The organism is Thermopolyspora sp. NPDC052614 (assembly GCF_040678635.1).
Classification (GTDB): Bacteria; Actinomycetota; Actinomycetes; order Streptosporangiales; family Streptosporangiaceae; genus Thermopolyspora.
Genome location: NZ_JBFATZ010000004.1, coordinates 78,395 through 100,833 on the forward strand (window position 1 = coordinate 78,395; position 22,439 = coordinate 100,833).

The following is a 22,439-nucleotide window of genomic DNA, read 5'->3' on the forward strand; positions in this document are numbered from 1 at the left end:
CCTCACCGCGAGCCTCACGACGGCCCTCACCGCGAGCCTCACGACGGCCCTCACCGCGAGCCTCACGACGGCCCTCACCGCGAGCCTCACGACGGCCGTCACCGCGAGCCTCACGACGGCCCCCGCGCCAGCCCCCACCACGAGCCTCGCCACGAGCCTCACGACGGCCCTCACCGTGCGCCTCACCATGAGCGGCACGCCAGCCCTCACCACGAGCCTCACGCCAGCCCTCACCACGAGCCTCGCCGCGAGCCTCACGACGGCCGTCACCGCGAGCCTCACGACGGCCCCCGCGCCAGCCCCCACCACGAGCCTCGCCAGGAGCCTCACGACGGCCGTCACCATGCGCCTCACCATGAGCGGCACGCCAGCCCTCACCACGAGCCTCGCCACGAGCCTCACGCCAGCCCTCACCACGAGCCTCGCCACGAGCCTCACGCCAGCCCTCACCATGGCCCTCACCATGGCCTTCGCCACGGTTCCTGCCGTGGCGCTCGCCGCCGTGCCTGACGTCCAGCTCCCGGTCGCCGGAGACCGCCCGAGGCGTTCTTTCGCCCTCGACCGCCGCAGGCGCATCGTCGGTCATGCCGACGGCGTCGGGCGCGGTCCGGATCACGGGCGGTGTCCCCGGCGGCGCAGCGGTGAGCCGCCCAAGCCCGCCTGGCGGATCAGTTGCTCGCGTACCTGGCGGCTGTGGCGGCGGCTCACCGGCACGGTGTGGTCGCCGACCTTGAGCAGGATGCGTCCGGCCTCCAGGTAGAGCTCCTTGACGTGGCGGGACGACACCAGGGTGCTGCGGTGCACGCGGATGAAGCCGGAGTCGGCCCACTCGCGTTCGAGGGTGGCCAGCGAGGCCCTGACCAGGTAGTTGTCGGCGGCGGTGTGCAGGCGCACGTAGTCTCCCTGCGCCTCGGCGAACAGCACGTCGGGCAGGGCCACGAACTTGGTGTGCCCGCCGAGCTCGACCGGGATGACCTCGCCGGGGTCGGGATCGACCGATTTGCCCACCGCGGCGGCCAGGCGGCGTACCGCCTCCGCCAAGCGGGCCGAGCGTACCGGCTTGAGCAGGTAGTCGACGGCCTCCAGGTTGAACGCCTCCACCGCCCAGCCGTCGTGCGCGGTGACGAACACCAGCCGGGGCGGGTCGGGGAAGCCGCCGATGAGACGGCCGAGGTCGAGGCCGCCCAGGCCCGGCATGCGGATGTCGAGGAAGATCCCGTCGAGACGCTCCCCCCTGCCGACCATCTCCGCCATGTCCCTGAGCGCGGTGGCGCCGTCGGAGGCGGTGGCGACATGCTCCACCCGGGAGTCCTCGCGCAGCAGGTAGGCCAGTTCGGATAGGGCGGGGGCCTCGTCGTCGATGGCCAGCACACGCAGCATGACCCCACGGTGCCGTCCCGGCTCCCTCTCGCGCAACCGAAACGCCAACTAACTGTAAAAATTTGACTACAGAGAGCTATGTTTGTTCCATCTTTTCGGGACGCGGAGGCGTACCTTGGTGCCCTGTCCGGGGGCGGTCTCCACGATTAGGCCATAGTCCGGGCCGTAGATCTGGCGCAGCCGTAAATCGACGTTGGCGAGGCCGACGCCGCCCGCGCCGTGGCGCGGGTTGTCGCCGCCGAGCATCGCCCTGGCCTTCTCCGGATCCATGCCGACTCCGTCGTCCTCGATGGTGATGTGCGCCTCGGGCCCGGCGTCGCGGACCACGACCCGCACCTCGCCGGCGCCGTCGGTGGAGCGCAGGCCGTGCTTGATCGCGTTCTCCACGATCGGCTGCAGGCACAGGAACGGCACCGGGACGGGCAGCACCTCCGGGGCGACCCGCACGCTGCACTGCAGCCGGTCGCCGAAGCGGGCGCGTTCGAGCATCAGGTACCGATCGACGCAGCCCAGTTCGTCGGCGAGCGTGGTGAAGCGGCGGGCGCGTCGCAGGGCGTATCGGGCGAAGTCGGCGAAATCAAGCAGCAGTTCGCGCGCTCGGGACGGGTCGGTCCGGACGAACGAGGCGATCGCGGTCAGCGAGTTGTAGACGAAGTGCGGTGAGATCTGCGCGGTCAGCGCGTTGAACTCGGCCTCGGCCACGCGGCTCCGGCACACGTCGAGCTCGGCCAGTTCCAGCTGACCGGAGACGAGCCGGCCCAGTTCGTCGGCGACGCGGAGCAGCCCCGCGTCGGCGTGGGCGTCGTAGGCGGCCAGCGCGCCGACCACGGATCCGCCGACGGTGAGGGGCACCACGACGGCGGCGCGCATCGGGCATCCCGGGGCCCCGCATCCGGCCCGGTCCCGGGTGACGATGTGGGCACGGCCGCCGTTCAGGACGGAACGCACGTGTCCGAGCACCACCTCCTCCGGCGGATGCGCCCACCCCGGCCCCCCGTCCCGCGCCGCCCCCGCCCGCCGCCGCGCCTGACCATTTCGCGCCTGACCACTTCGCGCTGGACTATTCCGCGTCTGACCGTTCCGCGCTGGGCCATTCCGTGCCGGACCGCTGCGCGTCGGACCGGACCGCGCCTGGGCCGCTCGCCTCTGGCCGCCGCCGGCCCGCCGGGCACCACCCCGTGTCTCACCGTCGGCCGCGCCGTCGGCCCACGCCCGGCCATCGCTCAGCCCCCGACCGGCATGACCCGCACGGCCACCGTCAGGCCCCTGATCGTCATCGCCCGCCACGCCGTCGGCCCACGCCCGGCCATCGCCCCTCGCCGGATCGCCGTGCCGCGTCCCGCCGCCGTCCCGCCCCTGGCCGCCGCCGCCAAGCGCGCCGTCCGGCCCTCCGCCGCAGGTCCGGCCGTCGCGCGGGCGGACTCCCATGTCCGGCCACCCCGCACCGCACGACCTGCCGGCGGCGAGGGCCCGCGCGCCCGTCTCGGCGCGTGCGCCGCAGTATTCACGGTCGTCCGGGCGGGCTCGGTCGCCCGGCCCTTCGCCGTCGCCCGCCGAGGGGATGCCGACCGGATGGCTGTGGTCGCCCGCCGAGTCCCATGCCAGCACCCGGTCGGTGGAGGTGATCGCGAGTCCCGCCGTCCCCAGCACGACGCGCAGGTGCCGTACGGCTTTGGCCGCCGACTCCGGAGTGAGTCCGGCACGCAGGTGCCGACCGGCCAGCCCGGTCAGCGGAAGGGTGAGGTAGGCGGCGCCACGAGGCAGCTCCTCGACCGGGTCGCGCCGGCTCGCGTCGTGCAGCAGGGCCACGCCGTAGCCCAGCAGACCTGCGGCGGCACACACCAGGACCCACCACGCCGTCGACATGCCGCTCACCGTAGTCAACACGTAAAGCGATCGCATCGAAACTCATGGTAATCTCACGATTCAGTTGTTGACTTCCTCACCACGCCCGAAGGCGGGGGCTCCCATGCCTGATCTGCGGCTAGGACACGACCGTGACGGGTGGTTAGCGCTTCACAAACCGCCCATCGGCGAGGTCTCCACCCCCTGTCACCGCAAGCCCTGCGGTGAGGATGTTCTTAGGTTGCTGTTTGACCACAAGTTACGGCCACCTGAATCGCATACGATGTGTGACCATTTGATGACCGGAAGTGCGGGGGAAGGCCAAGCCCACGGCTAGAGCCGGAGGTCCGCGCCCAAGAATCTAGATCAGCTCGGACGACGCGATACGGCTTCTGAACCCTTCAGCAACCAGAAATCCGGCATATCCCCGCAGAAACGGGGGCGTGCCGTGGCGGGGGCGATGACGGTGACGTGCGGCAGCGGCCTGCGGCGGCGACGCAGGGTCGGTCACGCGGAATCGGTCGGCCATCAAGGCCGATCGGCCACGCGAAAGCGACCACACGGAAGCGACCACACGGAAGCGGTCACCACGGAAGCGGTCACACACAATCGGTCGGCCATCGAAGCCGATCGGCCACACGAGAGCGGGCCACAAGTGATCGGCCATCGGCTTGCGTGGCCGCCGCGCGCGGCCGTCCCCCCGCGTGGGGCGCGGCGAGGTGGGGGCGGGGAGCGGCGCTTTTCAGGGTGGGCCTTCGCCTGGTTCCTCCTGGTAGGAATAGCGCTGCTCGCGCCAGGGGTCGCCGATGTTGTGATAGCCGCGTTCCTCCCAGAAGCCCCGGCGGTCCTCGCGCAGGTATTCCACGCCGCGGACCCACTTGACGCTCTTCCAGGCGTAGAGGTGGGGCACGATCATCCGCACGGGATGGCCGCGTTCGGGCGACAGCGGCTCCTCGTCGAGTTCGGTGGCGAACAGCGTGTCGGGCGCGGTGAAGTCGCTCAGGCGCAGGTTGGCGCTGTAGCCGTACTCGGCCCAGATCATGACATGCCGCACGTCCGGCGCGGGCGGGAACAGCTCCATCAGGGTCGAGGGGGCCACCCCGCCCCACTCGTTGCCCATGGTGGAGAACCTGGTCACGCAGTGAAAGTCGGCGATCACCTTCACGCGGGGCAGCGCGGCGAACTCCGGCCAGCTCAGCGTGGCGTTCCCGCCTGCGGCCGTGGCGCCGAACACCATCAGGTTCCAGCGCTCCGGGCGGAAGGTCGGAACCCTCCCGTAGTGGACTACCGGACGGCCGCGCGGGATGTACTGGCCCGGGGGCAGGCGACGATCCTCCTCCATCTCATCCGGCACGCCCGCCATACTGCCACCGTCGCCGAGGCCGCCCCGCACCGCCCCCGGCGTATGGATTGCGCTACTATTCCAGGCGATGCGTACCGCGTATGAGTTTTGGTATGGCGACGGACCCGTGGGTCGGACCGTTCGCCATCAGACGCTGCGCTGATCAAAGACGAACGAGGGCCCCGGGTCGGATTCCGACCCGGGGCCCTTCGTTTTGCCCCGAACCACCAAGAACCTTAAAGACCCATAAAAGGCATGGAAGACCCACAAGCGCCTTATTGCGACAGAAAGGCAGCACGCCACATGGTCATCGTCATGGCACCCGAGGCCACCCAGGACGACGTCGAGGCGATCGTCGAGCTCGTCGGCACCGCCGGCGGCTCGGCGTTCGTCAGCCGCGGCGTCAGCCGTACCATCATCGGGCTCGTCGGCGACATCGCCCAGTTCAGCGCGTTGAATCTGGGGGGCATGCGGGGCGTCGCCGACGTCATGCGCGTGTCCACGCCGTACAAGCTGGTCTCCCGGGACAACCACCCCGACCGGTCCACCGTCTGGGTGGGCGGGGTGCCGATCGGCCCCGACCACCTCACCTTGATCGCCGGTCCGTGCGCGGTGGAGACGCCCGATCAGACGCTGGAGGCGGCGCGCATGGCCAAGACGGCCGGGGCGTCGCTGCTGCGCGGCGGGGCGTTCAAGCCGCGCACCTCCCCCTACGCCTTCCAGGGGCTCGGCGAGGAGGGCCTGCGCATCCTGGCGGAGGTGCGGGCCGAGACGGGTCTGCCGATCGTCACCGAGGTGGTGGACGCGCACGACGTGGAACTGGTCGCGTCGTACGCGGACATGCTGCAGGTCGGCACCCGCAACGCGCAGAACTTCGCGCTGCTGCAGGCCGTAGGCGCGGCGGGGAAGCCGGTCATGCTCAAGCGCGGCATGTCGGCCACGATCGAGGAGTGGCTGATGGCCGCCGAGTACATCGCCCAGCGCGGCAACCTCGACATCGTGCTGTGCGAGCGGGGCATCCGCACCTTCGAGACCGCCACCCGCAACACGCTTGACGTGTCGGCCGTGCCGGTCGCGCAGCGCCTGTCCCACCTCCCGGTGATCATCGACCCGTCGCACTCCGGCGGCCGTCGCGACCTGGTGCTCCCGCTCACCCGGGCCGCCATCGCGGTCGGCGCGGACGGCGTGATCGTCGATGTGCACCCGCGACCGGAGCAGGCCCTGTGCGACGGCCCCCAGGCGCTCGTCGACGACGACCTGCGCGAGCTGGCCCGGGTGCTGCGCCAGTTCCCGCCGCTGATGGGCCGCACCCTCACCCCGGCCCTCGACACGCCGCACGAGCCCGCGCCCGTCGGCTGACGTACGGCCCACTGAGGTACGGCCACTGGGGTACGGCCACTGGGGTACGGCCACTGGGGTACGGCCACTGGGGTACGGCCACGCGGGCGGTGCCGTCGCGCCGCCCGCGGTGCCGCCCCGCGGTGAGCCGGCAAGCCGTTCGGCAGGGATGGCAGGGCCGGGCGGCCGTCCGAGCCGTTCGGCAGGGATGGGCGGGCCGGGCGGCGTCCTGGGGGCTATGCCTCCTGCCAGGTGAGGATGCGCCCGGTGGCGCCGCCCGATTTGGCGAACACACCGGGAAAAACGCGCAGGTGCCAGGGGTCGAGCCGCAGCACACCCCAGGCGGGCGAGTCGGGGCCGCCCTGCCACTGAGGGATGATCGCCGGGTCGTAGCCGAGCGGCGGAGGCGTGGACTTGAAGCGCTTCCAGCCCTCGTGCCGGCTCTTCTCGTCCAGCAGCAGTTCGGCCCGGCACTCGGCCACGCAGGTGTCGTAGGGCTCCACGCCGTCCCAGTAGTTGCACGACACGTACGGGTTGCGCTCCAGGTGGGCCTGCTTCATCGGGGTGACGAGGCTGCCGACCCAGCCGACCAGCCGCTCGCCGTCCCACTCCCACAGGGTGTGCACCATGCGCGCCCGGGGACGCCCACGCCGATCGACCGTGGTGAGCGTGGCGCTCTACTGCGCCATGAGCGGCCTGATCACCGAGCGGCTCACCCTCCCCGACGCCGTGACCGAGCCGTCCCCGGACGAGACGATCACCCGCGCTCGCCGCCCGCGTCCTGCCCCGGCCTGAGACCGTGCCGGGCGGGCGGGAGGCTCACAGCCAGTTGAGCGGCAAACCGGGACAATCATTGTCCAGAGCAAAAATTGCATCTCGCGCCGAACTGGACCGCAGGGCCCGGCGTAGCTCCCCACAAGAACACGTTCCGCTTCCTACTTCTTACTCCGCTCACTTCGCTCACTTCGCTCACTTCGTTCGCTGACGAGACGACAGTGCCGATCCGAGATCCAGAAGGGACGACGGCACATGGGAGTTCACCGCAGACGATTGGCCGTGGCCGTGGCAGCCGGTCTGGCCGTGATCCAATTCGGGGGTGGTTGCGCCGCGACGGAGGACGGCGGGCGGGCCGTCGGCGCCGGTCCGCTGCTCGCCGCGCCGACCCGCGGCGGCACGCAGGCCGTCGTCGACGCCAAGGGCGCCCGCTGAGCGCCGCCGACCGCGAGCTGCTGGTCAAGGTACGGCAGGCCGGCCTGTGGGAGATCCCCGTCGGCCGCGAGGCCGCCAAGCGCGCGGCGCTGCCCAAGGTCAGGCGGATGCTCGGCGGCATCGCGGAGCAGCACGTCGCCCTCGACAACGACGTGCGCGCCGTCGCCGCCCGCCTGCGCGTCCCCCTGCCGGACCGGGCGAGCGACGAGCAGCAGGGCTTCGTCAAGGAGATCTTCGCCAAGTCCGGCAAGGCGTTCGACCGCACCGCCGTCAAGCGCCTGCGCATCTCCCACGGCGGCGTCTTCCCGCTCATCTTCCGGGTACGCGGCAGCACCCAGAACACGATCATCAGGGACTTCGCCGAGCGGGCCGCCAAGTTCGTCAACGGCCACATGGACATGCTGGAGGCGACCGGCCTGGTCGGCGCGGACGCGCTGCCGCCCGCCCCCGAGTCGTCCGGCGCCCCCTACGTGGTAACCCGGCGGCGTCAGGCGTCGAGCTTGTACTCCTGGATGTTGTCGGCGAGCTGGACGGCGAGCTCCTCGGCGTCCAGGCGCTTCTCGATCTGGCGAAGGTCCTGGATCTTGGCGCGGGTCTCGGCCCGGCGAGGGGCGAGCAGGGTGCAGCAGTCCTCGTCGGGGAGCTCGGAGATCTCCAGGGTGCCGATGCGGCGGGCCTCGGCCATGATCTCGGTCTTGTCCATGCCGATCAGGGGGCGCAGGATCGGCAGGTCGACCGCGTCGTCCAGGGCGGTGATGTTGGCCAGGGTCTGGGAGGAGACCTGGCCCAGGGAGTCGCCGGTGATCAGGGCGGCGGCGTGCAGGCGGTGCGCCACCTCCTCGGCGGTCTTCAGCATGAGGCGGCGCTGGGCGACGACCTGGAGGCGGTCGGCGCCGGAGGCCTTGAGGGACTGCTGGGCCTTGCCGAACGGCACCACCCACAGCCGGGACCGGCCCTGGAAGCGGTCGAGGCGGCGGACCAGCGCGTACGCCTTGTAGATCGACTCGGAGGTGGTGAAGGGGATGCCGGAGAAGTGCAGGAAGTCCACGCGCAGGCCGCGGCGCATCATGCGGTGGGCGGCCACCGGGGAGTCGATGCCGCCGGACATCAGCACCAGGGCGCGCCCGCTGGCTCCGACGGGCAGGCCGCCCTGGCCCGGGAGGCCGTCGGTGAAGACGAAGACCTCGTCGCGGTCCACCTCGATGTGCACGGTCAGGTCGGGCCTGCTCAGGTTGACCGGCAGTCCATAGGTGTCGGAGATCGCGCCGCCGACGAGGCGGTCGAGCTCGTTGGAGCGCAACGGGAAGCGCTTGTCGCGGCGGCGGGAGCGCACGGCGAACGACACGCCGCGCCGGACGTCCTCGCGGTCGGCCAGCAGTTCCACGGCCGCCTTGACGACGGCCTCGGGCTCCTTGGCGACGCGCCAGGCGCGGTGCACCCAGACCAGGCCCATCACCTCGGTGACGCGCCGGGCGACGGCGTCGGCCGTCTCGACGGTGGTGCCCTCGGGCAGGTAGAGGACGATGACACCGTGCCGCTGGCGGATGTCGACCTTGATGTCGAACTCGCGCAGCGCGGTCCTGATGTTGCCCTGCAGCCGCCGTTCGAACAGCTCGCGGTTCCTGCCCTTCAAGACCACCTCGCCCAGCTTGAGCAGCACGCATGGCTCGCCGAGCGCGGACGTGATCGCAAGGGACATGGTCTCCTCCGGCCGTTGCGGTGAGGGGATGAGGCAGGGGGCGCCGATCGTCCGCCGGGCACGCCGAGGGACGGATTTCGGCATCCCTTCAATGTACCCATACCTCGCGGTGTGGCAGCGCGTTCAGCGTGCGGGCGGCGTCCCTTCGCGGTTTCTTCGCAGGCTCCTTCGCGGGCTCCTTCGCAAGCTCCTTCGCGGGCTCCTTTGCGGCTGGGAGGGGCGGCGGGGCGGCCGTCCGCGTGCGCCCGGCCGTCGGCCGCGTTTCGGCGGGGGCGGGCGATGCGGGCTTCCCGGGCGTTACCGAACGGCGGGCGGGAACGCCTCCGGTTTCCCGCCACACGGAAGCCTTTTCCAGGGTTTCACAATGTGGGAGCGGACGATATTTCCGCCTCGGCCGCGGTGTTTTGAATGCTTCAGCCGTACCGGCGCCGAGGAATGGTCTCCGGCGGGGCGGGGTCCGGCATGATCAAAGTTCTCCGTCGGGCCAAGCAGCCATTAACCCGTAGTTATGATCAAACTACTGAACGTAAAATGCCAAGGAAGCGATCCGTGCAATCTACACCAAACCGTGACATATAAATGATCATGAGGCGTGCCCAAAGGATCCGGTGAATGGCAGGGCCGTACACATGTAACACCCGGAAAACGTTCATGTTGAGGCCCCACAGGGGGAGCTTTCACCCGGCTACACCTGGCATACTCCTGCTACCCCTCCCAATTCCCATACACCGCATTGGGCGAAAAGAGTACGGCCATGCACCACATCAACCACTTCTCCCAAGGGTTGATCACCCCCCTGCTCGCTTATGCGATGTCCGTCGTCGGCTCGCTGCTCGGCTTGTTGTTCACCGCGCGAGCCCGCGGGGCGCAGGGGGCGGCGCGCGTGCGCTGGCTGCTCGGCGCCGCACTAGCGCTCGGCGGCACCGGAATCTGGGTGATGCACTTCATCGCGATGATGGGCTTCACCATCACCTTGGCGCCGATCAGGTACGACGTCCAGCTCACCGCCGTGTCGGCCGTGGTGTCCGTCGTCGTGGTCGGGGCCGGTCTGCTGCTGGTCTCGTACGGCGGAGCCCGCCCGGCCCCGCTGCTCGGCGGCGGGCTGCTCACCGGGCTCGGCGTGGCGGCCATGCACTACATGGGCATGGCGGCGATGAACACCACGGTGGACCTGAGCTACAACCCGACGACGGTCGTGCTGTCGGTGGTCATCGCCGTGGCCGCGTCCACGACCGCGCTGTGGTTCACGGTCCGGGTGAGCGGCGTGCTGCGCACCCTCGGCGCGGCCCTGCTCATGGGCATCGCGGTCACCGGCATGCACTACACCGGCATGTTCTCGTTGAGCGTCAGCGGGTCGGTCGGGAACGAGCTTCCGCCGGGCGCCGCGGCCATCGACTTCCTGGTGCCGCTGCTGGTCGGCATCAGCCTGCTCACCGTCGGCCTGCTCATGGCCGTCATGCTCTCCCCCTCGGAGAAGGAGATGCGCAGCGAGGCCGAGCTGCTGGCGCGCATCGAGGAGCGGCGGGGCCAGATGCCCGCCACTCCCCCGGCCGCCCCGGCCGATGCCATGCCGCCCGCGGGCCCGCGGAACACCTACGGCGGCGGCATGCGGCAGACGCCGCCTCCGCCTCCGCCGTCGGACCGGCCGTCGCTGTTCGACCCCCGCTCCCGCTCCTGACGCGCCGCGCCCTCCGACCGTGACCGGAGGGCGCGCGGTGAGAGCGAGGACCGCGGGTCGGGCCCTGACGCGGCGGAATACGCCGGTCAAGGACCATATGGCCGACGCCGGGCCGCGATGGCTCATGGCGAGCACGGCCGCCGCCACGTCAATGGGCGCGGAGGAAAGCCGCGGAGAGCGGGCGCGGGGACCGGTCAAAACGCGCGCCCGTGACCAGACGGCGGAGCGCGGCGCGCTCTCTCCGATCGCCCGCCCGCCGCCACACGGACGGCACGGGCGCCGCGGGCCCACCCCTGACGGCTCGCCCCTCCGCGACCGCAGGGCACGCGGAGACGCACATACGCGAAGCGCCCCGGCATCCGGCGGAAAGCCGGGCCCCGAGGCGCTCCTTAACCGATCCCCATGGCCCTATGGTCCCTACAGCCGACCGCGTTGATTGCGGTGGCCATCGGCACGTCCGGCCGACCGGGATCAGCCGAAGAACACCTCGGCCTCCTCGTAACGCTCGACCGGCACGGTCTTGAGCGTGTCGGTGGCCTCGTTGAGGCCGACCCGCACGATCTCGGTGCCGCGCAGCGCCACCATCTTGCCGAAGTCGCCGTCGTGCACGGCGTCGATCGCCTGCAGGCCGAACCGGGTGGCGAGCACGCGGTCGAACGCGGTGGGCGTGCCGCCGCGCTGGATGTGGCCGAGCACCGTGGTGCGGGCCTCCTTGCCGGTACGCTTCTCGATCTCCCGGGCGAGGGTCTCGCCGATGCCGCCGAGCCGTACGTGGCCGAAGGCGTCGAGCTCGCCGGTCTGCAGCGCCATCTGGCCCTCGACCGGGTGCGCCCCCTCGGCCACCACGATGATCGGCGAGTAGCGGGTCTTGAACCGGCTCTCGACGTAGGCGCAGACGCGGTCGATGTCGAACGGCTTCTCCGGGATGAGGATGACGTTCGCGCCCGCGGCCATGCCGGCGTGCAGCGCGATCCAGCCCGCGTGCCGGCCCATGACCTCGCAGATCAGGGCGCGGTGGTGGGACTCGGCCGTGGTGTGCAGGCGGTCGATCGCCTCCATGGCGATGTTGACGGCCGTGTCGAAGCCGAAGGTGTAGTCGGTGGCGTTGAGGTCGTTGTCGATCGTCTTGGGTACGCCCACGACGTTGACGTCGCGCTCGGACAGTTGCCGGGCCACGCCGAGGGTGTCCTCGCCGCCGATGGCGATGAGGGCGTCGACGCCGGCGTTCGCCAGATTCTCCTTGATCTTCTCGACGCCACCTTCGATCTTCATGGGGTTGGTGCGCGACGAGCCGAGGATGGTGCCGCCGCGGGGCAGGATGCCACGGACCGCCTGGATGTCCAGCGGCATCGTCTCGCCCTCGAGCGGGCCACGCCAGCCATCGCGGAACCCGACGAACTCGTGGCCGTAGACACCGATTCCCTTGCGGACCACGGCCCGGATCACGGCGTTGAGACCGGGGCAGTCGCCGCCTCCGGTGAGCACTCCTATGCGCATTGCGGGTTCCTCCCGATGGGACTTCAAACGATCAGATGCGGGTGATCACGGGGCCGGTTCCGGGCCACCCGCAGCCTGTATTCACCATCCCCCCAGGCTGCCCACGACGAAGCGGGCGACACGGACCGACAACGCAACCGAAATTGTGCCGCAGGCACCGGAACTGGTCTAGACCAAACGGCCACACCCATGCTAACGAGGGACCTTATACTTGACCAAGTCAACGGATTAGTTGAGGTGAGCAAATGGATACCGTCGCGACCGTCCGTGCCTTCAACCGCTTCTACACCGAGCACATCGGGGTTCTCCAGGCGGGTCTGCTCGACACCCCCTACTCCCTCACCGAGGCCCGGGTGCTGTTCGAGATCGGGGTACGGGACGCCTGCGAGACCGGCGAGCTGCGCCGCATGCTCGGGCTCGACGCCGGATACCTCAGCCGCATCCTGTCCCGGTTCGAGGCCGACGGCCTGGTCACGCGGGAGCGTTCGGCCGCCGACGCCCGCCGCCAGGTCGTACGGCTCACCGCCGCCGGGCGAAAGACCCGCGACATGCTCGACAAACGCTCGGCCGAGCAGGTCGGCCGCGTGCTCGCGCCGCTCACCGAGGAGGACCGGCGGCGGCTCGTGGCGGCGATGGGGGTGATCCAGGAGATCCTCGGCGGCTCCCGCGGGGCCGAGCCGTACGTGATCCGCCCGCCCCGACGCGGCGACCTCGGCTGGGTGCTGCACCGGCACGCGGTGCTCTACCACGACGAGTACGGCTGGGACGAGACCTTCGAGGAGCTCGTCCTGGGCATCGTCGGCGATTACCTGGCCGGTCTGGACGACAAGGGGCAGGCGGCCTGGGTCGCCGAGGTGCGCGGCGAGCCGGTGGGGTTCGTCGCCTGCATGCGCGAGGACGCCGAGACCGCGCGGCTGCGCCTGTTCTTCGTCGAGCCGTCCGCCCGGAACATGGGCATCGGCAGCCGTCTGGTGGAGGAGTGCCTGCGCTTCGCCCGCCTGGCCGGGTACCGGCGGATCGTGCTGTCGACCTACAGCGTGCTCGCCGACGCCCGGCGGGTCTACCAGCGCGCGGGCTTCCGGCTCGCCGAGGAGCAGCCCGAACACGCCTTCGGCAAGGACCTGGTCAGCCAGACCTGGTCCCGCGATCTGTAAGCCCGCGCTAGGTGTCGCCCGCGCCGCGGACACGTTCGGCGTCGTCCCCCAGTCGACGGCCCTCAGTCGGCGCAGCGGCGCGGGGCCCACCGATTTACCTCCAATTCGCCCGGCGAGCACCGGCGACGCCGAGTATCCGGTCGGCGGCGGGCTCAAGCGACCGTGATCCGGCCGGCTCAGCCCTCGGTCCCCCGCCCGAACGGGCCGGTGACCGCGTAGGTGACCCCGTCGGTGCCCGCCACCGCTCCCGTGGTGCCGCGCTGGGACGAGAAGTAGAGGTGGCGGCCGTCGGGGGAGAACGCCGCGCCGGTGATCGCGGAGGCGTCATGTCCTATGAGGCGGAGGAACGGCGAGGCCGTCCCATCGGGGCTCAGCACGTCGATCGTCATGGCCGGCCCGGCCGCGAACACCTCCCCCGACCGCGTCGGCGGCAGAGGCGGCGGAGACGAGGGACGGGGGTCGGCCTGAATGCTGTGGCTCACGGAGTCGTACGACCACAGCAGGCCGTCGGCGGTGACGAAACGGCAGACGCCGTCCGCGTAGTGGCATCCCGTGGGCCGGTCGAACCGCCGGGCGCCGACCACCTGGTGCCGGGCGGGTTCGATCAGGGCCGCCGGGTTGGGCACCCGCCGCCAGATGATCGCGTCCGGCCGGTCGGCCGCGCCGACGAGGACCTGCAACGTCCCGGACGTCAGGTCGCCCCACTCGTCGGGGACGAAGCGGTAGAAACAGCCGTCGGGCTCGTCCTCGGTCAGATAGATGACCCGGCGATCCGGGTCGCACGCCATGCTCTCGTGCGTGAAGCGGCCCATCGACAGGCGGGGCATCGCGGCGGCGACGCCGTACGGGTCGCACTCGAAGATCCGGCCGCCGGGGATCGCCTCCCCCGACAGCCACGTGTTCCAGGGCGTGGCGCATCCCGCGCCGTTGACGTTGGTCCCCGACAGGATGCGATACGCCCCCCGCGTCGCCCCATCCGCCGCGAAACGCACCGCCGAGACGCCGCCCAGCAGGGGTGTCTCGGAGTTGGACACGTAAATCCAGCCGTCTCCGTCGCGAAAGCAGGCCCCACCACCGGGCGCCGAGTGCCACACCATCCCCGCGCTCTTATATCCGGAACGCGCGACGACGTGAACCTGGAACCCCTCCGGCAGCGCGACGCCGTTCTCGTCCCCGGTTCGAAGGGGACCGTAGGGGCCATGCCCCAGCGGCGCATGCGCCGGCCTCCACAGCGGACCGCTCACGACGGCACGCTCGGCGACGACAGGCCGCGGCCCGGCCCCGCGCCCATTGACGCCCAGGCCCGTGAGCGTCCCCGGCCGATGGAACCTCGTGCGGGACATGAGTGCCTCCCCAACAGCACTCGGCGACGAACGCCGCGTCATATGACGTCGGCGTGCAAACCCACGCTACGCGCGTGTCCCGCCCACACGGGGGCATTCAGGTGAACGACAGGCGTTTCTCCTGCCATCCCCACGCGAAGACACGGTGAAGCCGCGCGTCCGCCGTTCCAGCACGCCATGATCCCGACAAGACACCTCGGTCGGCCGCCGTCACCCCCACCACACAAGCCATAGGAGAGGTGATCGCCCGGCTCTCAGCACTGCCTGGCACCGGGCACGGCCCTCGTAAAGCTCAGGTTTCTCAGGGAAACCCGGCACCATGCCCACGGCGAGAAGTACTCAAGCCGCAGCGGTGACACGGCGGCGACGCGTTCACGGCACAGCCCGATGGTGCCGACTCAGCCCTACAGCCTGGGCTGGAGTGCGTTAAGCCCACAGAGAGCCCGTGCCCGGCGGGATCAGCGGCGGGGCGGGCGAGCGGACACGAGCCACCCACCACCCTCGCCGACGAGAGGCCCCTCGAGGCTGCGGCGCACACACGGCCCCGTGTCGGGCACAGGGCCGGGGCGCTGCGGCCCGTCGGTGGCGAGGGGTGGTGGGTGGTCGTGGGCGGTGGTCAGCGCTGGGCCTGGATCATCCAGTGCTGCTGTTCCAGGTCCTGGGACGCCTCTATCAGTAGGTCCTGGGTAACCGGGTCGGTCTCCTCGGTCCTCTCGACGCGCTCCCGCATGCGGCGGTTGATGCCCTCAAGCAGTTCGGTGAAGGCCTCGACGACCTGGGTGTCCTGGATGTATCCGGCGTTGAGCTGCTTGAGCTGGGTCTCCCGCGCCACTGTGCCGCTGCGGCCGTCCGGGTTCACGCCGATCGCGATCGCCCGCTCGGCCACCACGTCCATGTGCTTGCGCGCGATGGCGACGATGTCGTCGAGTTGCAGGTGCAGCGAGCGGAAGTTGCGGCCCATGAGGTTCCAGTGCGCCTGCTTGGCCAGCAGCGACAAGTCGACAAGGTCGATCAGGGCGCCCTGGAGGCACTCGCCGACGATCTTCCTGTCAGCGTCGGAGAGCGGGCTGGTGATCGTGGACATTGTGGTCCTCCTGTGATCCGTTCACCTGGGCGTTCGCCCATCGGTCAGCGGGCGTCCCCCTACCCGGGTCTTTCGCCGGTATGCGTCGTCCCCGCAATCATTATTGACACTGTCATCGTTACAGTGTCATCGTAGAGGTATGAGCGAGACGTGGACGATCGGAGAGCTTGCCGAGCGCGCGGCCGAGGCCCTGCGGGCTTCCGCCGACACCGGCGAGGGGCTCGGCGCGCCGTCGCTCAACGGTCGTGTCAGGGACGTGCCCAACGAGCGGCTCATCCGCTGGTACACGACGATCGGCTTGCTCGATCCGCCCCTGGCACGGCGCGGACGCGTCGCCCTCTACGGCATGCGCCACCTGGCGCAACTCGTCGCGATCAAACGCCGTCAGGCGGCGGGTCGCTCCATCGCCGAGATTCAGGTCGAGCTCGCGGGGGCGACCGACGCCACCCTTGCGGCGATCGCCGGGCTGTCCTTCTCCCCCGGGTTCCCCGATGGGACGTCGCCCTCGGCGTCGATTTCATCGGGTGCTCCGGCCGCCGACGCGCCTGTGCGCTCCGTGCCGCCCGCCGCACCACCCGCCGTGCCGCCCGCCACACCGCCCACCGCGCCGCTCGTCGTACCGTCCCCTGGGCGGGCCGCCGTCCGGCCTCCCGAGCGGGCTCCTTCGCCCAGGGCCGCCCGGCGCGACACCCCCGACCGGTTCTGGGCGCGGGACGCGGCGGCCGGGCGGACCTCCGCGCCGGAGGCGGGGAGTCGGCAGGTCAGGTCGCTGGAGGCACCGCCTTCGGAGTCCGTCCCGAAACCGGCCGTCACGGTCCGCCCGCCCGCGGCGTACCACGACGAACCCGCCGAGCGGAACGCCGCTCCTCCCCTTCCGGAACTGATCCAGGGCATCAGGCTCTCGCCTTCGGCGACCCTGCTCCTCGGCCCCACTCTTCGCCCGCTGGGCGGCGACGACCTCGCGGCCATCGCCGCCACCGCGCGCCCCCTGCTCGACGCGCTGTACGAGCGCGGACTCATCGACGACGCCTCAAGGGAGATCCGATGACCGTCACCGTCACCCCGCTGCAGGGCGACACCGCCCCGATCCCGGACGCCGGGCTCGGCGCGCTCGCCACGGAGAAGGGCAATCTCCCTCTGGAGAGCCTCGACGTCACCGCGCGTCTCACCGGCCTGGCCGGGGGTGTGGAGGTCGTGCAGACCTTCCACAACCCGTTCGATGTGTCGCTGGAGGCCACGTACATCTTCCCGCTGCCCGACCGGGCGGCCGTCACCGCGTTCCGCATGGAGGCGGACGGGCACGTGATCGAGGGCGTGCTGAAGGAGCGGGGCGAGGCCCGCGCCGACTACGACCGCGCCCTGTCCGAGGGCAGGCGGGCCGCGATCGTCGAGGAGGACCGTCCCGACGTGTTCACGATGCGCGTCGGCAACCTCGTCCCGCACGAGCGGGTGACGGTACGGCTGACGCTCAGCCAGCCGCTGGCCTACGAGGACGGCGCGGCGACCTTCCGCTTCCCGCTCGTGGTCGCCCCCCGCTACATCCCGGGCGTTCCGCTCGACGGCTCGCCCGCCGGCTCGGGCACGGCCGCCGACACCGACGCCGTCCCGGACGCCTCCCGCATCAGCCCGCCGGTGCTGCTGCCCGGCTTCCCCAACCCGGTACGGCTCTCGCTCACCACCCACGTCGACCCGGCCGGGCTCGACCTTCGCGAGATCCGCTCCAGCCTGCACGCGATCACTCAGGAGAGCGGCGAAGACGGCGAGGACGGGCCGTTGACGCTGCGGGTGCGGCCGGGCGAGCGGCTCGACCGCGACTTCATCCTGCGGCTGTCCTTCGACGCCTCCACCTCCCTCGCCCTCGTCCCCGACGAGCCGCGCGAGGACGACGCCGAGCGGCGGGGCGGGCGTCGGGAGGAGGCGGGGACCGAGGGCACGTTCACGCTGACCGTGGTGCCCCCGGCCGCCGACGGCGTCCGGTCGCCGCGCGACGTGGTGCTGCTGCTGGACCGGTCGGGAAGCATGCACGGCTGGAAGATGGTGGCCGCCCGCCGCGCCGCCGCCCGCATCGTCGACTCGCTCACCTCGGACGACCGCTTCGCCGTGCTGTCGTTCGACTCGGTGGTGGAGCGTCCGCAGGGTCTCGGCGAGGGCCTGGCGCCCGCGACCGACCGCAACCGCTACCGCGCCGTCGAGCACCTGGCGCGGCTGGACGCACGTGGCGGCACCGAGCTGCTGCGCCCGCTGGAGGAGGCGATCGGTCTGCTCGGCGAGCCCGGCCGGGACCGTGTGCTCGTGCTGGTCACCGACGGCCAGGTCGGCAACGAGGACCAGATCCTCGACCGGGCGGGCGCGCGGCTCGGCGGCGTGCGCGTGCACACCGTCGGCATCGACCGCGCCGTCAACGCCGGGTTCCTCGGCCGCCTGGCCGCGATCGGCGCGGGCCGCTGCGAGCTGGTGGAGTCCGAGGATCGGCTGGACGACGCGATGGAGCACATCCACCGCCGCATCGGCGCCCCGCTCGTCACGGACCTGGCGCTGAAGGCCGAGGGCCTCGGCGTACAGGCCGAGACCGTGACCCGTCTCGGCTCGCTGTACCCGGGGGTCCCGCTGATCGTGTCCGGCCGCTACTCCGGCCCCGCGGCCGGAGCCCTCGTCGTCCACGGTCTCACCCGCGAGGGCGGGCCGTGGGAGCGGCGCGTGGCCGCGACCGTCACCGGCGGCGGCACGGCGGCCCGCGCGATCTGGGCCCGTGCCCGCCTGCGCGACCTGGAGGACCGCTACGAGATCGGCGAGCGGCACCTGGAGCGGGAAATCGTGGACACCTCGCTCCGCTTCGGCGTGCTGTGCCGTTTCACCGCCTTCGTCGCGGTCGACTCGCGGGTGGTCGCCGACGGCGAGCCGCGCCACCAGGTCGTCCAGCCGGTCGAGCTGCCCAGCGGCTGGGAGCCGGGCGTCCCCGCCCCCATCGCCGCCGCCCCGATGTCCTTCACCGCCTCCGTCGAGACCGCCGCCTACGGGGCCGCCCCGGCGGGCCCGCCGATGCCCGCACCCGCCGCCCCGCCGACGGCCGGCGCCGCGCCGATGCCTCCCATGTCACCCCCCATGCCGCCGCCCGCGCCGTCCGCCCCTGCGCGCCCCGGCTCGGCCCTCGGCGCGATCGCAGGAAGGATGGCCAGGGGCTTCGCCGCCGCTCCCCGCGCCGCCCGCTCGTCCGCACGCGGCGACCTCGACGTCCGCGCCGTGGCCGCGCAGGAACTGACGCGTCTCCGCGAGGCCGAGTCCCTGTCGCCGTACGAGCGCCGCATGTACCTGGCCGACCTGGCCAGCCGCCTGCGGGTGCTGGCCACCGCCGCCGGCGGCGACCCCGACCTGTCGGCCCTCGCCGCCGAACTGGACACCGCCACCGGCCCCGACGCCGACCTCCCCCTCCTCTGGCAGCGGGCCCTGGACGTCCTCACCCGGCTCTCGTCCGGCGGCCCCACACCCGCCACGGAACGCCGCCGCACTACCCGCGCCTTCTGGAAGCGCACCTGACCCGGCAGCCTCGCACCGGGCCGGGTTGCGCCTCCACCTGGCCCAGACCCCGGGCCTCCGCTTGGCCCAGACTCCGGTTGGAGGGGATCCGGGCCAGGCGGAGCAGGTGACCGGAGACACGGCAAAGCACCGCTCACGCCCCAGACCCCGGCAATCCACGACCTGGCCTGGCCTGACTATGGCGGTGAAGCCGATGGCCGCGAACTCGCACAGTGGGGTTCTGGTCCGCGGATTTGTGCGTGCCGGTCGGCCACCACGCGTTCGGTGTCGTTGTTCACTCGTGTTCACCAGGGTTCGATCCCGATGGCCTGCTCAACCCGGGCAAACTGCCGGGCGTCCGCCGCAGCACGGGCCCCTGACGCGCCGCCCACGGGCATCGGGACCGGCTCGATGGTCGGACGCCGGACCGCTGAATTGGCCGCCGCCGAACAACTCGCCCCGATGTCCGGCGGCCGGACGCCAGACGGGCAGACGCCGGACGGCACGAACTTGACCGCCGTACGCCCGGACAAAGGCCGCTATGAGTGACTCCTCCGCTCCCTGAAGGGAGCGGCTTCTCGCTAAGCCGCTTCCGCAGCGTCACGAAGGGCAAGCCCTGCCCTGAGAATGTTCTTGGCCGCGTTCACGTCGGCGTGCGCGGCATGCCCGCACGCCGTACACCGGAATTCGGCTTGGGTGACGCGGTTCTCCGCAGTGCAGTGCCCGCAGCGGGCGCAGGTGCGGGAGGTGTTGGCGGGGTTGACCGCGATCAGCTCTCGACCGGCGCTTTCAGCCTTGTGCGACAGGATCGTCAGGAGCACCCCCCAACCCGCGTCCAGGATGCTCCGGTTGAGGCCCGCCTTGGCGGCGACGTTCCGGCCGGGTGCGTCGATCGTGCCGGACGCGCTGCGGGTCATGTTCGCGATCCGCAGGTCCTCGTGCGCGATCACGTCATAGGCGGCCACCAGCGCGTTCGCGGTCTTGTGGGCGTGGTCGAGCCGCTGGCGGCGGACCTTGGCGTGCAGCGCCGCGACACGGGCGACCGCCTTGCGGCGACGCTGGGAGCCCCGCTTCTTGCGGGTCAGGTCGCGCTGCGCGTGCGCGAGGCGATCGGCGGTGGCGGCCAGGTGGCGCGGGTTGGCCACCTGCTTGCCGTCGCTGGTGGTGACCAGCGAGGCGAGGCCGAGGTCGATCCCGGCGACGGCGCCGGTGGCGGGCAGCGGTTCGGCGGGTACGTCGTCACAGGACAGGACCACGTACCAGCGGGTGCCTTCCCGCTTGATGCTGATCGTCTTGACCCGGCCGCCTACGGGGCGGTGCTGGTGGACGCGGACGTGCCCGATGCCCTGGAGCCGTACGAAGGTCGCGGCGGGGTGGGTGGGCTGGGAGTCCCACCGGCAGCCGTCGCCGTCCTTGGGCCAGGTGACGGTGTCGAACCGGCCGCGTCCCTTGAACCGGGGGAAGCCCGGCGTGCGCCCGGCCTTGCAACGGGCGAAGAACGCGGCGAACGCCGCCTCCAGGCGGCGCAGCGTGGCCTGCTGGGAGGAGAACGACCACCGGCCTTGACCGGCGGGGTCGTCGGCGCGGATGTGCTTCAGCTCGGCCGACTGGTCGCCGTACCGGACGGTGACGCCCGCCTTGCGGTAGGCGGTACGGCGGTGCTCCAAGGCGGCGTTGTAGAGCTGCCGGTGGTCCTCCAGGCACGCCATGAGCGCGGCGGACTGCTTGGAAGTGGGGCGCAGCAGGAACTTGTAGGACCTACGCACGGCCACCGCCCTTGGATGGCCGCTCGTACTGCGTCTCGATGTAGCGCTGCACGGTCTGGGCGGACACGGCACCGACCGTGGCCACGAAGTAGGACCGTGACCACAGTGTGGGCAACTGGGAACGCAGGTGCGGGAACTCGGCGCGCAGGTGGTGGGAGGTGAACCCCTTGAACTGGTTGGCCACGTACGACGGCGAGTTCTTCGGGTGGGGCTTGACGAACAGGTGCACGTGGTCGGGCATCACCTCAAGTGCCACGATCTCCCAGTCGTGCTCGTCGGCCTTGGCTTGGATCAACTCCTCCAGGCGAGTCTTCACCCGCCCGCCAAGAACGGGGCGGCGGTACTTCGGGCACCACACGACGTGGTACCCGAGGTCATATGCCGCGCCGGGGGAGGTGCGCACCTGCCGAGTCACACGATCATTATAACAGCGCCGTACATATAACGAGCAACGAACGGAGGTCTCTGATGCGCGGACCTGACAGGTCGGGGCACGCTCGGGCCTTGGCGGCCCTCCGGCTCCCGATTCCCCCGACGGCTAAAGCCGCCGGTCCCCTCGGGAGGGGCTGATGGCCGACTCCTGACGACCGCACGCCGGGCACCCCGACGACGGGGCCGGACCACCCCACATACCGCCCAAAGACCACCATCGCGATCCGTGCCCAACGGCCGGAGGCCGGGCAAAGACCGCCATAACGGCCGATACCCGACCGGATGCCGGGAGTGCACGGCGCGACGGCGAACATGCCCGCCACCAGGTAACACGGTTGTCATAGCCGGTTACCTCGGCGGCAACATCTCTGCGGTTCACTACGCGCAAACCATGCTCCATCGTGATCATCCGCGGAGGTCCCCAGGTGGTCGAGGTGACCCTGGACGCCGACGAACTGGGCGTCCGTGAGGTCAACGCGGCTTTGCACGCCCTGCCGGGCGGCGCGGCCGCGCGGGTGGTGAACCCGCGTGGGCGGCACAACCTGGCGGTCGGCCTCAACGAGGCCGTGAAGGTGGACATCCACGGGCCGGTCGGGCACTACGTGGGCGGGCTCGGCAAGTACGCGGACATCACCGTGCGCGGCTCCGCGGGACACGGGGTGGGCGAGAACCTCATGTCCGGCCGCGTCCGGATCGCCGGGACCGCCGACCGTGGCGCCGCCGCGTCCGCGCACGGGGGCACGATCGTGATCGAGGGCGACTGCGGGCCCTGCGCCGGGATCGCGTTGAAGGGCGGGACGCTGGCGATCGCCGGGGACGCCGGGCCGTACTGCGGGTGGTCGGCGCAGTCGGGCGTCATCCTGGTCGGCGGCGACGCCGGACGGAACCTCGGTCACGCGCTCTACGAGGCGGTGATCTACGTCGCGGGGCGGATCGACGGCCTGTGCGGCGGCGCCAGGGCCGAGGAGGTGGACGAGAACGACGTGACGGCGGCGAAGATCCTCGCGGTGGCGTGCGGCTTCGACCACATCGACCCGGAGAACCTCACCAAGGTCGTCTCCCGGCGGTACCTTCCTCGCTTCGAGACCCCCCGCCGGGCCGCGCTGCGTACGCCGGCGTCCGGTTTCCTGTCCACGGCGTCCGCGTGAGCGCGGACCCG

General features: G+C 71.4%; 18 protein-coding genes and 1 pseudogene. 8 read left to right on the top strand and 11 right to left on the bottom strand.

Going from position 1 to position 22,439, the window contains the following annotated elements; all coding sequences use genetic code 11:
- The 4 genes from AB0K60_RS09980 to AB0K60_RS09995 form a co-directional block, all read right to left on the bottom strand.
- Positions 1-477 (bottom strand): hypothetical protein (locus AB0K60_RS09980; protein ID WP_364050842.1); only part of this gene is annotated, 477 nt, incomplete at its 3' end.
- Positions 478-612: 135 nt separating this feature from the next.
- On the bottom strand, positions 613-1,380 hold the full coding sequence (locus tag AB0K60_RS09985) for a LytTR family DNA-binding domain-containing protein (RefSeq protein WP_364050845.1): 768 nt from the start codon (positions 1,378-1,380) through the stop codon (positions 613-615).
- A 66-nt stretch (positions 1,381-1,446) separates the two neighbouring features.
- Positions 1,447-3,246 (bottom strand): histidine kinase, encoded by a 1,800-nt coding sequence (locus AB0K60_RS09990; protein ID WP_364050848.1) that lies wholly within the window; start codon positions 3,244-3,246, stop codon positions 1,447-1,449.
- Between the two features lie 721 nt (positions 3,247-3,967).
- Positions 3,968-4,588 (bottom strand): molybdopterin-dependent oxidoreductase, encoded by a 621-nt coding sequence (locus AB0K60_RS09995; protein ID WP_364050851.1) that lies wholly within the window; start codon positions 4,586-4,588, stop codon positions 3,968-3,970.
- Positions 4,589-4,870: 282 nt separating this feature from the next.
- On the opposite strand from AB0K60_RS09995, the gene aroF reads away from it, so the two are divergent.
- On the top strand, positions 4,871-5,926 hold the full coding sequence (gene aroF, locus AB0K60_RS10000) for a 3-deoxy-7-phosphoheptulonate synthase (protein ID WP_364050854.1): 1,056 nt from the start codon (positions 4,871-4,873) through the stop codon (positions 5,924-5,926).
- A 215-nt stretch (positions 5,927-6,141) separates the two neighbouring features.
- Here the strand turns inward: aroF and AB0K60_RS10005 are convergent, their stop codons facing one another.
- Positions 6,142-6,534, bottom strand: coding sequence for a hypothetical protein (locus tag AB0K60_RS10005; protein ID WP_364050857.1), 393 nt, complete (start codon positions 6,532-6,534; stop codon positions 6,142-6,144).
- Between AB0K60_RS10005 and AB0K60_RS10010 the strand changes: the two genes are divergently transcribed.
- Positions 6,533-6,700 (top strand): hypothetical protein, encoded by a 168-nt coding sequence (locus AB0K60_RS10010; protein WP_364050860.1) that lies wholly within the window; start codon positions 6,533-6,535, stop codon positions 6,698-6,700. The two genes, AB0K60_RS10005 and AB0K60_RS10010, sit on opposite strands and share 2 nt — an antisense overlap.
- 200 nt (positions 6,701-6,900) lie before the next feature.
- Positions 6,901-7,464 (top strand): annotated as a pseudogene (locus AB0K60_RS10015) (DUF4142 domain-containing protein); the annotation flags it as partial.
- A 137-nt stretch (positions 7,465-7,601) separates the two neighbouring features.
- Here AB0K60_RS10015 and thiI read toward each other — a convergent pair.
- A complete protein-coding gene (thiI, locus tag AB0K60_RS10020) occupies positions 7,602-8,813 on the bottom strand; it encodes a tRNA uracil 4-sulfurtransferase ThiI (protein ID WP_364050863.1) in 1,212 nt (403 codons plus the stop codon).
- Between the two features lie 754 nt (positions 8,814-9,567).
- Between thiI and AB0K60_RS10025 the strand changes: the two genes are divergently transcribed.
- On the top strand, positions 9,568-10,491 hold the full coding sequence (locus tag AB0K60_RS10025) for an MHYT domain-containing protein (protein ID WP_364050866.1): 924 nt from the start codon (positions 9,568-9,570) through the stop codon (positions 10,489-10,491).
- A gap of 471 nt (positions 10,492-10,962) precedes the next feature.
- On the opposite strand, the gene AB0K60_RS10030 is transcribed toward AB0K60_RS10025, so the two are convergent.
- Positions 10,963-11,988 carry a 6-phosphofructokinase gene (locus AB0K60_RS10030; RefSeq protein WP_364050870.1) on the bottom strand — a complete coding sequence of 342 codons (1,026 nt, stop codon included), beginning with the start codon at positions 11,986-11,988 and terminating at the stop codon, positions 10,963-10,965.
- A 245-nt stretch (positions 11,989-12,233) separates the two neighbouring features.
- Between AB0K60_RS10030 and AB0K60_RS10035 the strand changes: the two genes are divergently transcribed.
- Positions 12,234-13,142 carry a helix-turn-helix domain-containing GNAT family N-acetyltransferase gene (locus AB0K60_RS10035; protein ID WP_364050873.1) on the top strand — a complete coding sequence of 303 codons (909 nt, stop codon included), beginning with the start codon at positions 12,234-12,236 and terminating at the stop codon, positions 13,140-13,142.
- Between the two features lie 176 nt (positions 13,143-13,318).
- Here the strand turns inward: AB0K60_RS10035 and AB0K60_RS10040 are convergent, their stop codons facing one another.
- Positions 13,319-14,176 (bottom strand): alkaline phosphatase PhoX, encoded by an 858-nt coding sequence (locus AB0K60_RS10040; protein WP_364050876.1) that lies wholly within the window; start codon positions 14,174-14,176, stop codon positions 13,319-13,321.
- A 925-nt stretch (positions 14,177-15,101) separates the two neighbouring features.
- Entirely contained in the window at positions 15,102-15,569 is a 468-nt protein-coding gene (locus tag AB0K60_RS10045) for a DNA starvation/stationary phase protection protein (protein WP_364050879.1), read from the bottom strand.
- Between the two features lie 139 nt (positions 15,570-15,708).
- Here AB0K60_RS10045 and AB0K60_RS10050 point away from each other — a divergent pair, with 139 nt between their 5' ends.
- Both AB0K60_RS10050 and AB0K60_RS10055 read left to right on the top strand, forming a co-directional pair.
- Positions 15,709-16,617: a MerR family transcriptional regulator gene (locus AB0K60_RS10050; protein WP_364050882.1), complete on the top strand. Its 909-nt coding sequence runs from the start codon at positions 15,709-15,711 to the stop codon at positions 16,615-16,617.
- Positions 16,614-19,103, top strand: a complete 2,490-nt coding sequence (locus AB0K60_RS10055; RefSeq protein WP_364050885.1) for a VIT domain-containing protein — start codon at positions 16,614-16,616, stop codon at positions 19,101-19,103. Before AB0K60_RS10050 ends, AB0K60_RS10055 begins: the two co-directional genes overlap by 4 nt.
- A gap of 560 nt (positions 19,104-19,663) precedes the next feature.
- On the opposite strand, the gene AB0K60_RS10060 is transcribed toward AB0K60_RS10055, so the two are convergent.
- The gene (locus AB0K60_RS10060; RefSeq protein WP_364050888.1) at positions 19,664-20,854 is read right to left on the bottom strand and encodes a transposase; all 1,191 of its coding nucleotides are present in this window, start codon (positions 20,852-20,854) and stop codon (positions 19,664-19,666) included.
- Entirely contained in the window at positions 20,841-21,263 is a 423-nt protein-coding gene (gene tnpA, locus AB0K60_RS10065; RefSeq protein WP_364050891.1) for an IS200/IS605 family transposase, read from the bottom strand. The genes AB0K60_RS10060 and tnpA overlap by 14 nt, the downstream gene beginning before the upstream one ends.
- A gap of 418 nt (positions 21,264-21,681) precedes the next feature.
- Between tnpA and AB0K60_RS10070 the strand changes: the two genes are divergently transcribed.
- Positions 21,682-22,428 (top strand): hypothetical protein, encoded by a 747-nt coding sequence (locus AB0K60_RS10070; RefSeq protein ID WP_364050894.1) that lies wholly within the window; start codon positions 21,682-21,684, stop codon positions 22,426-22,428.
- Positions 22,429-22,439: the final 11 nt, after the last annotated feature.

What these genes read in the sequence shown, in the direction of transcription:
- AB0K60_RS09985 (WP_364050845.1), bottom strand. Translation starts at nt 1,380, where the DNA reads ATGCTGCGTGTGCTGGCCATCGACGACGAGGCCCCCGCCCTATCCGAA.
- AB0K60_RS09990 (WP_364050848.1), bottom strand. Translation starts at nt 3,246, where the DNA reads ATGTCGACGGCGTGGTGGGTCCTGGTGTGTGCCGCCGCAGGTCTGCTG.
- AB0K60_RS09995 (WP_364050851.1), bottom strand. Translation starts at nt 4,588, where the DNA reads ATGGCGGGCGTGCCGGATGAGATGGAGGAGGATCGTCGCCTGCCCCCG.
- aroF (WP_364050854.1), top strand. Translation starts at nt 4,871, where the DNA reads ATGGTCATCGTCATGGCACCCGAGGCCACCCAGGACGACGTCGAGGCG.
- AB0K60_RS10010 (WP_364050860.1), top strand. Translation starts at nt 6,533, where the DNA reads ATGCGCGCCCGGGGACGCCCACGCCGATCGACCGTGGTGAGCGTGGCG.
- AB0K60_RS10005 (WP_364050857.1), bottom strand. Translation starts at nt 6,534, where the DNA reads ATGGTGCACACCCTGTGGGAGTGGGACGGCGAGCGGCTGGTCGGCTGG.
- thiI (WP_364050863.1), bottom strand. Translation starts at nt 8,813, where the DNA reads ATGTCCCTTGCGATCACGTCCGCGCTCGGCGAGCCATGCGTGCTGCTC.
- AB0K60_RS10025 (WP_364050866.1), top strand. Translation starts at nt 9,568, where the DNA reads ATGCACCACATCAACCACTTCTCCCAAGGGTTGATCACCCCCCTGCTC.
- AB0K60_RS10030 (WP_364050870.1), bottom strand. Translation starts at nt 11,988, where the DNA reads ATGCGCATAGGAGTGCTCACCGGAGGCGGCGACTGCCCCGGTCTCAAC.
- AB0K60_RS10035 (WP_364050873.1), top strand. Translation starts at nt 12,234, where the DNA reads ATGGATACCGTCGCGACCGTCCGTGCCTTCAACCGCTTCTACACCGAG.
- AB0K60_RS10045 (WP_364050879.1), bottom strand. Translation starts at nt 15,569, where the DNA reads ATGTCCACGATCACCAGCCCGCTCTCCGACGCTGACAGGAAGATCGTC.
- AB0K60_RS10050 (WP_364050882.1), top strand. Translation starts at nt 15,709, where the DNA reads ATGAGCGAGACGTGGACGATCGGAGAGCTTGCCGAGCGCGCGGCCGAG.
- AB0K60_RS10055 (WP_364050885.1), top strand. Translation starts at nt 16,614, where the DNA reads ATGACCGTCACCGTCACCCCGCTGCAGGGCGACACCGCCCCGATCCCG.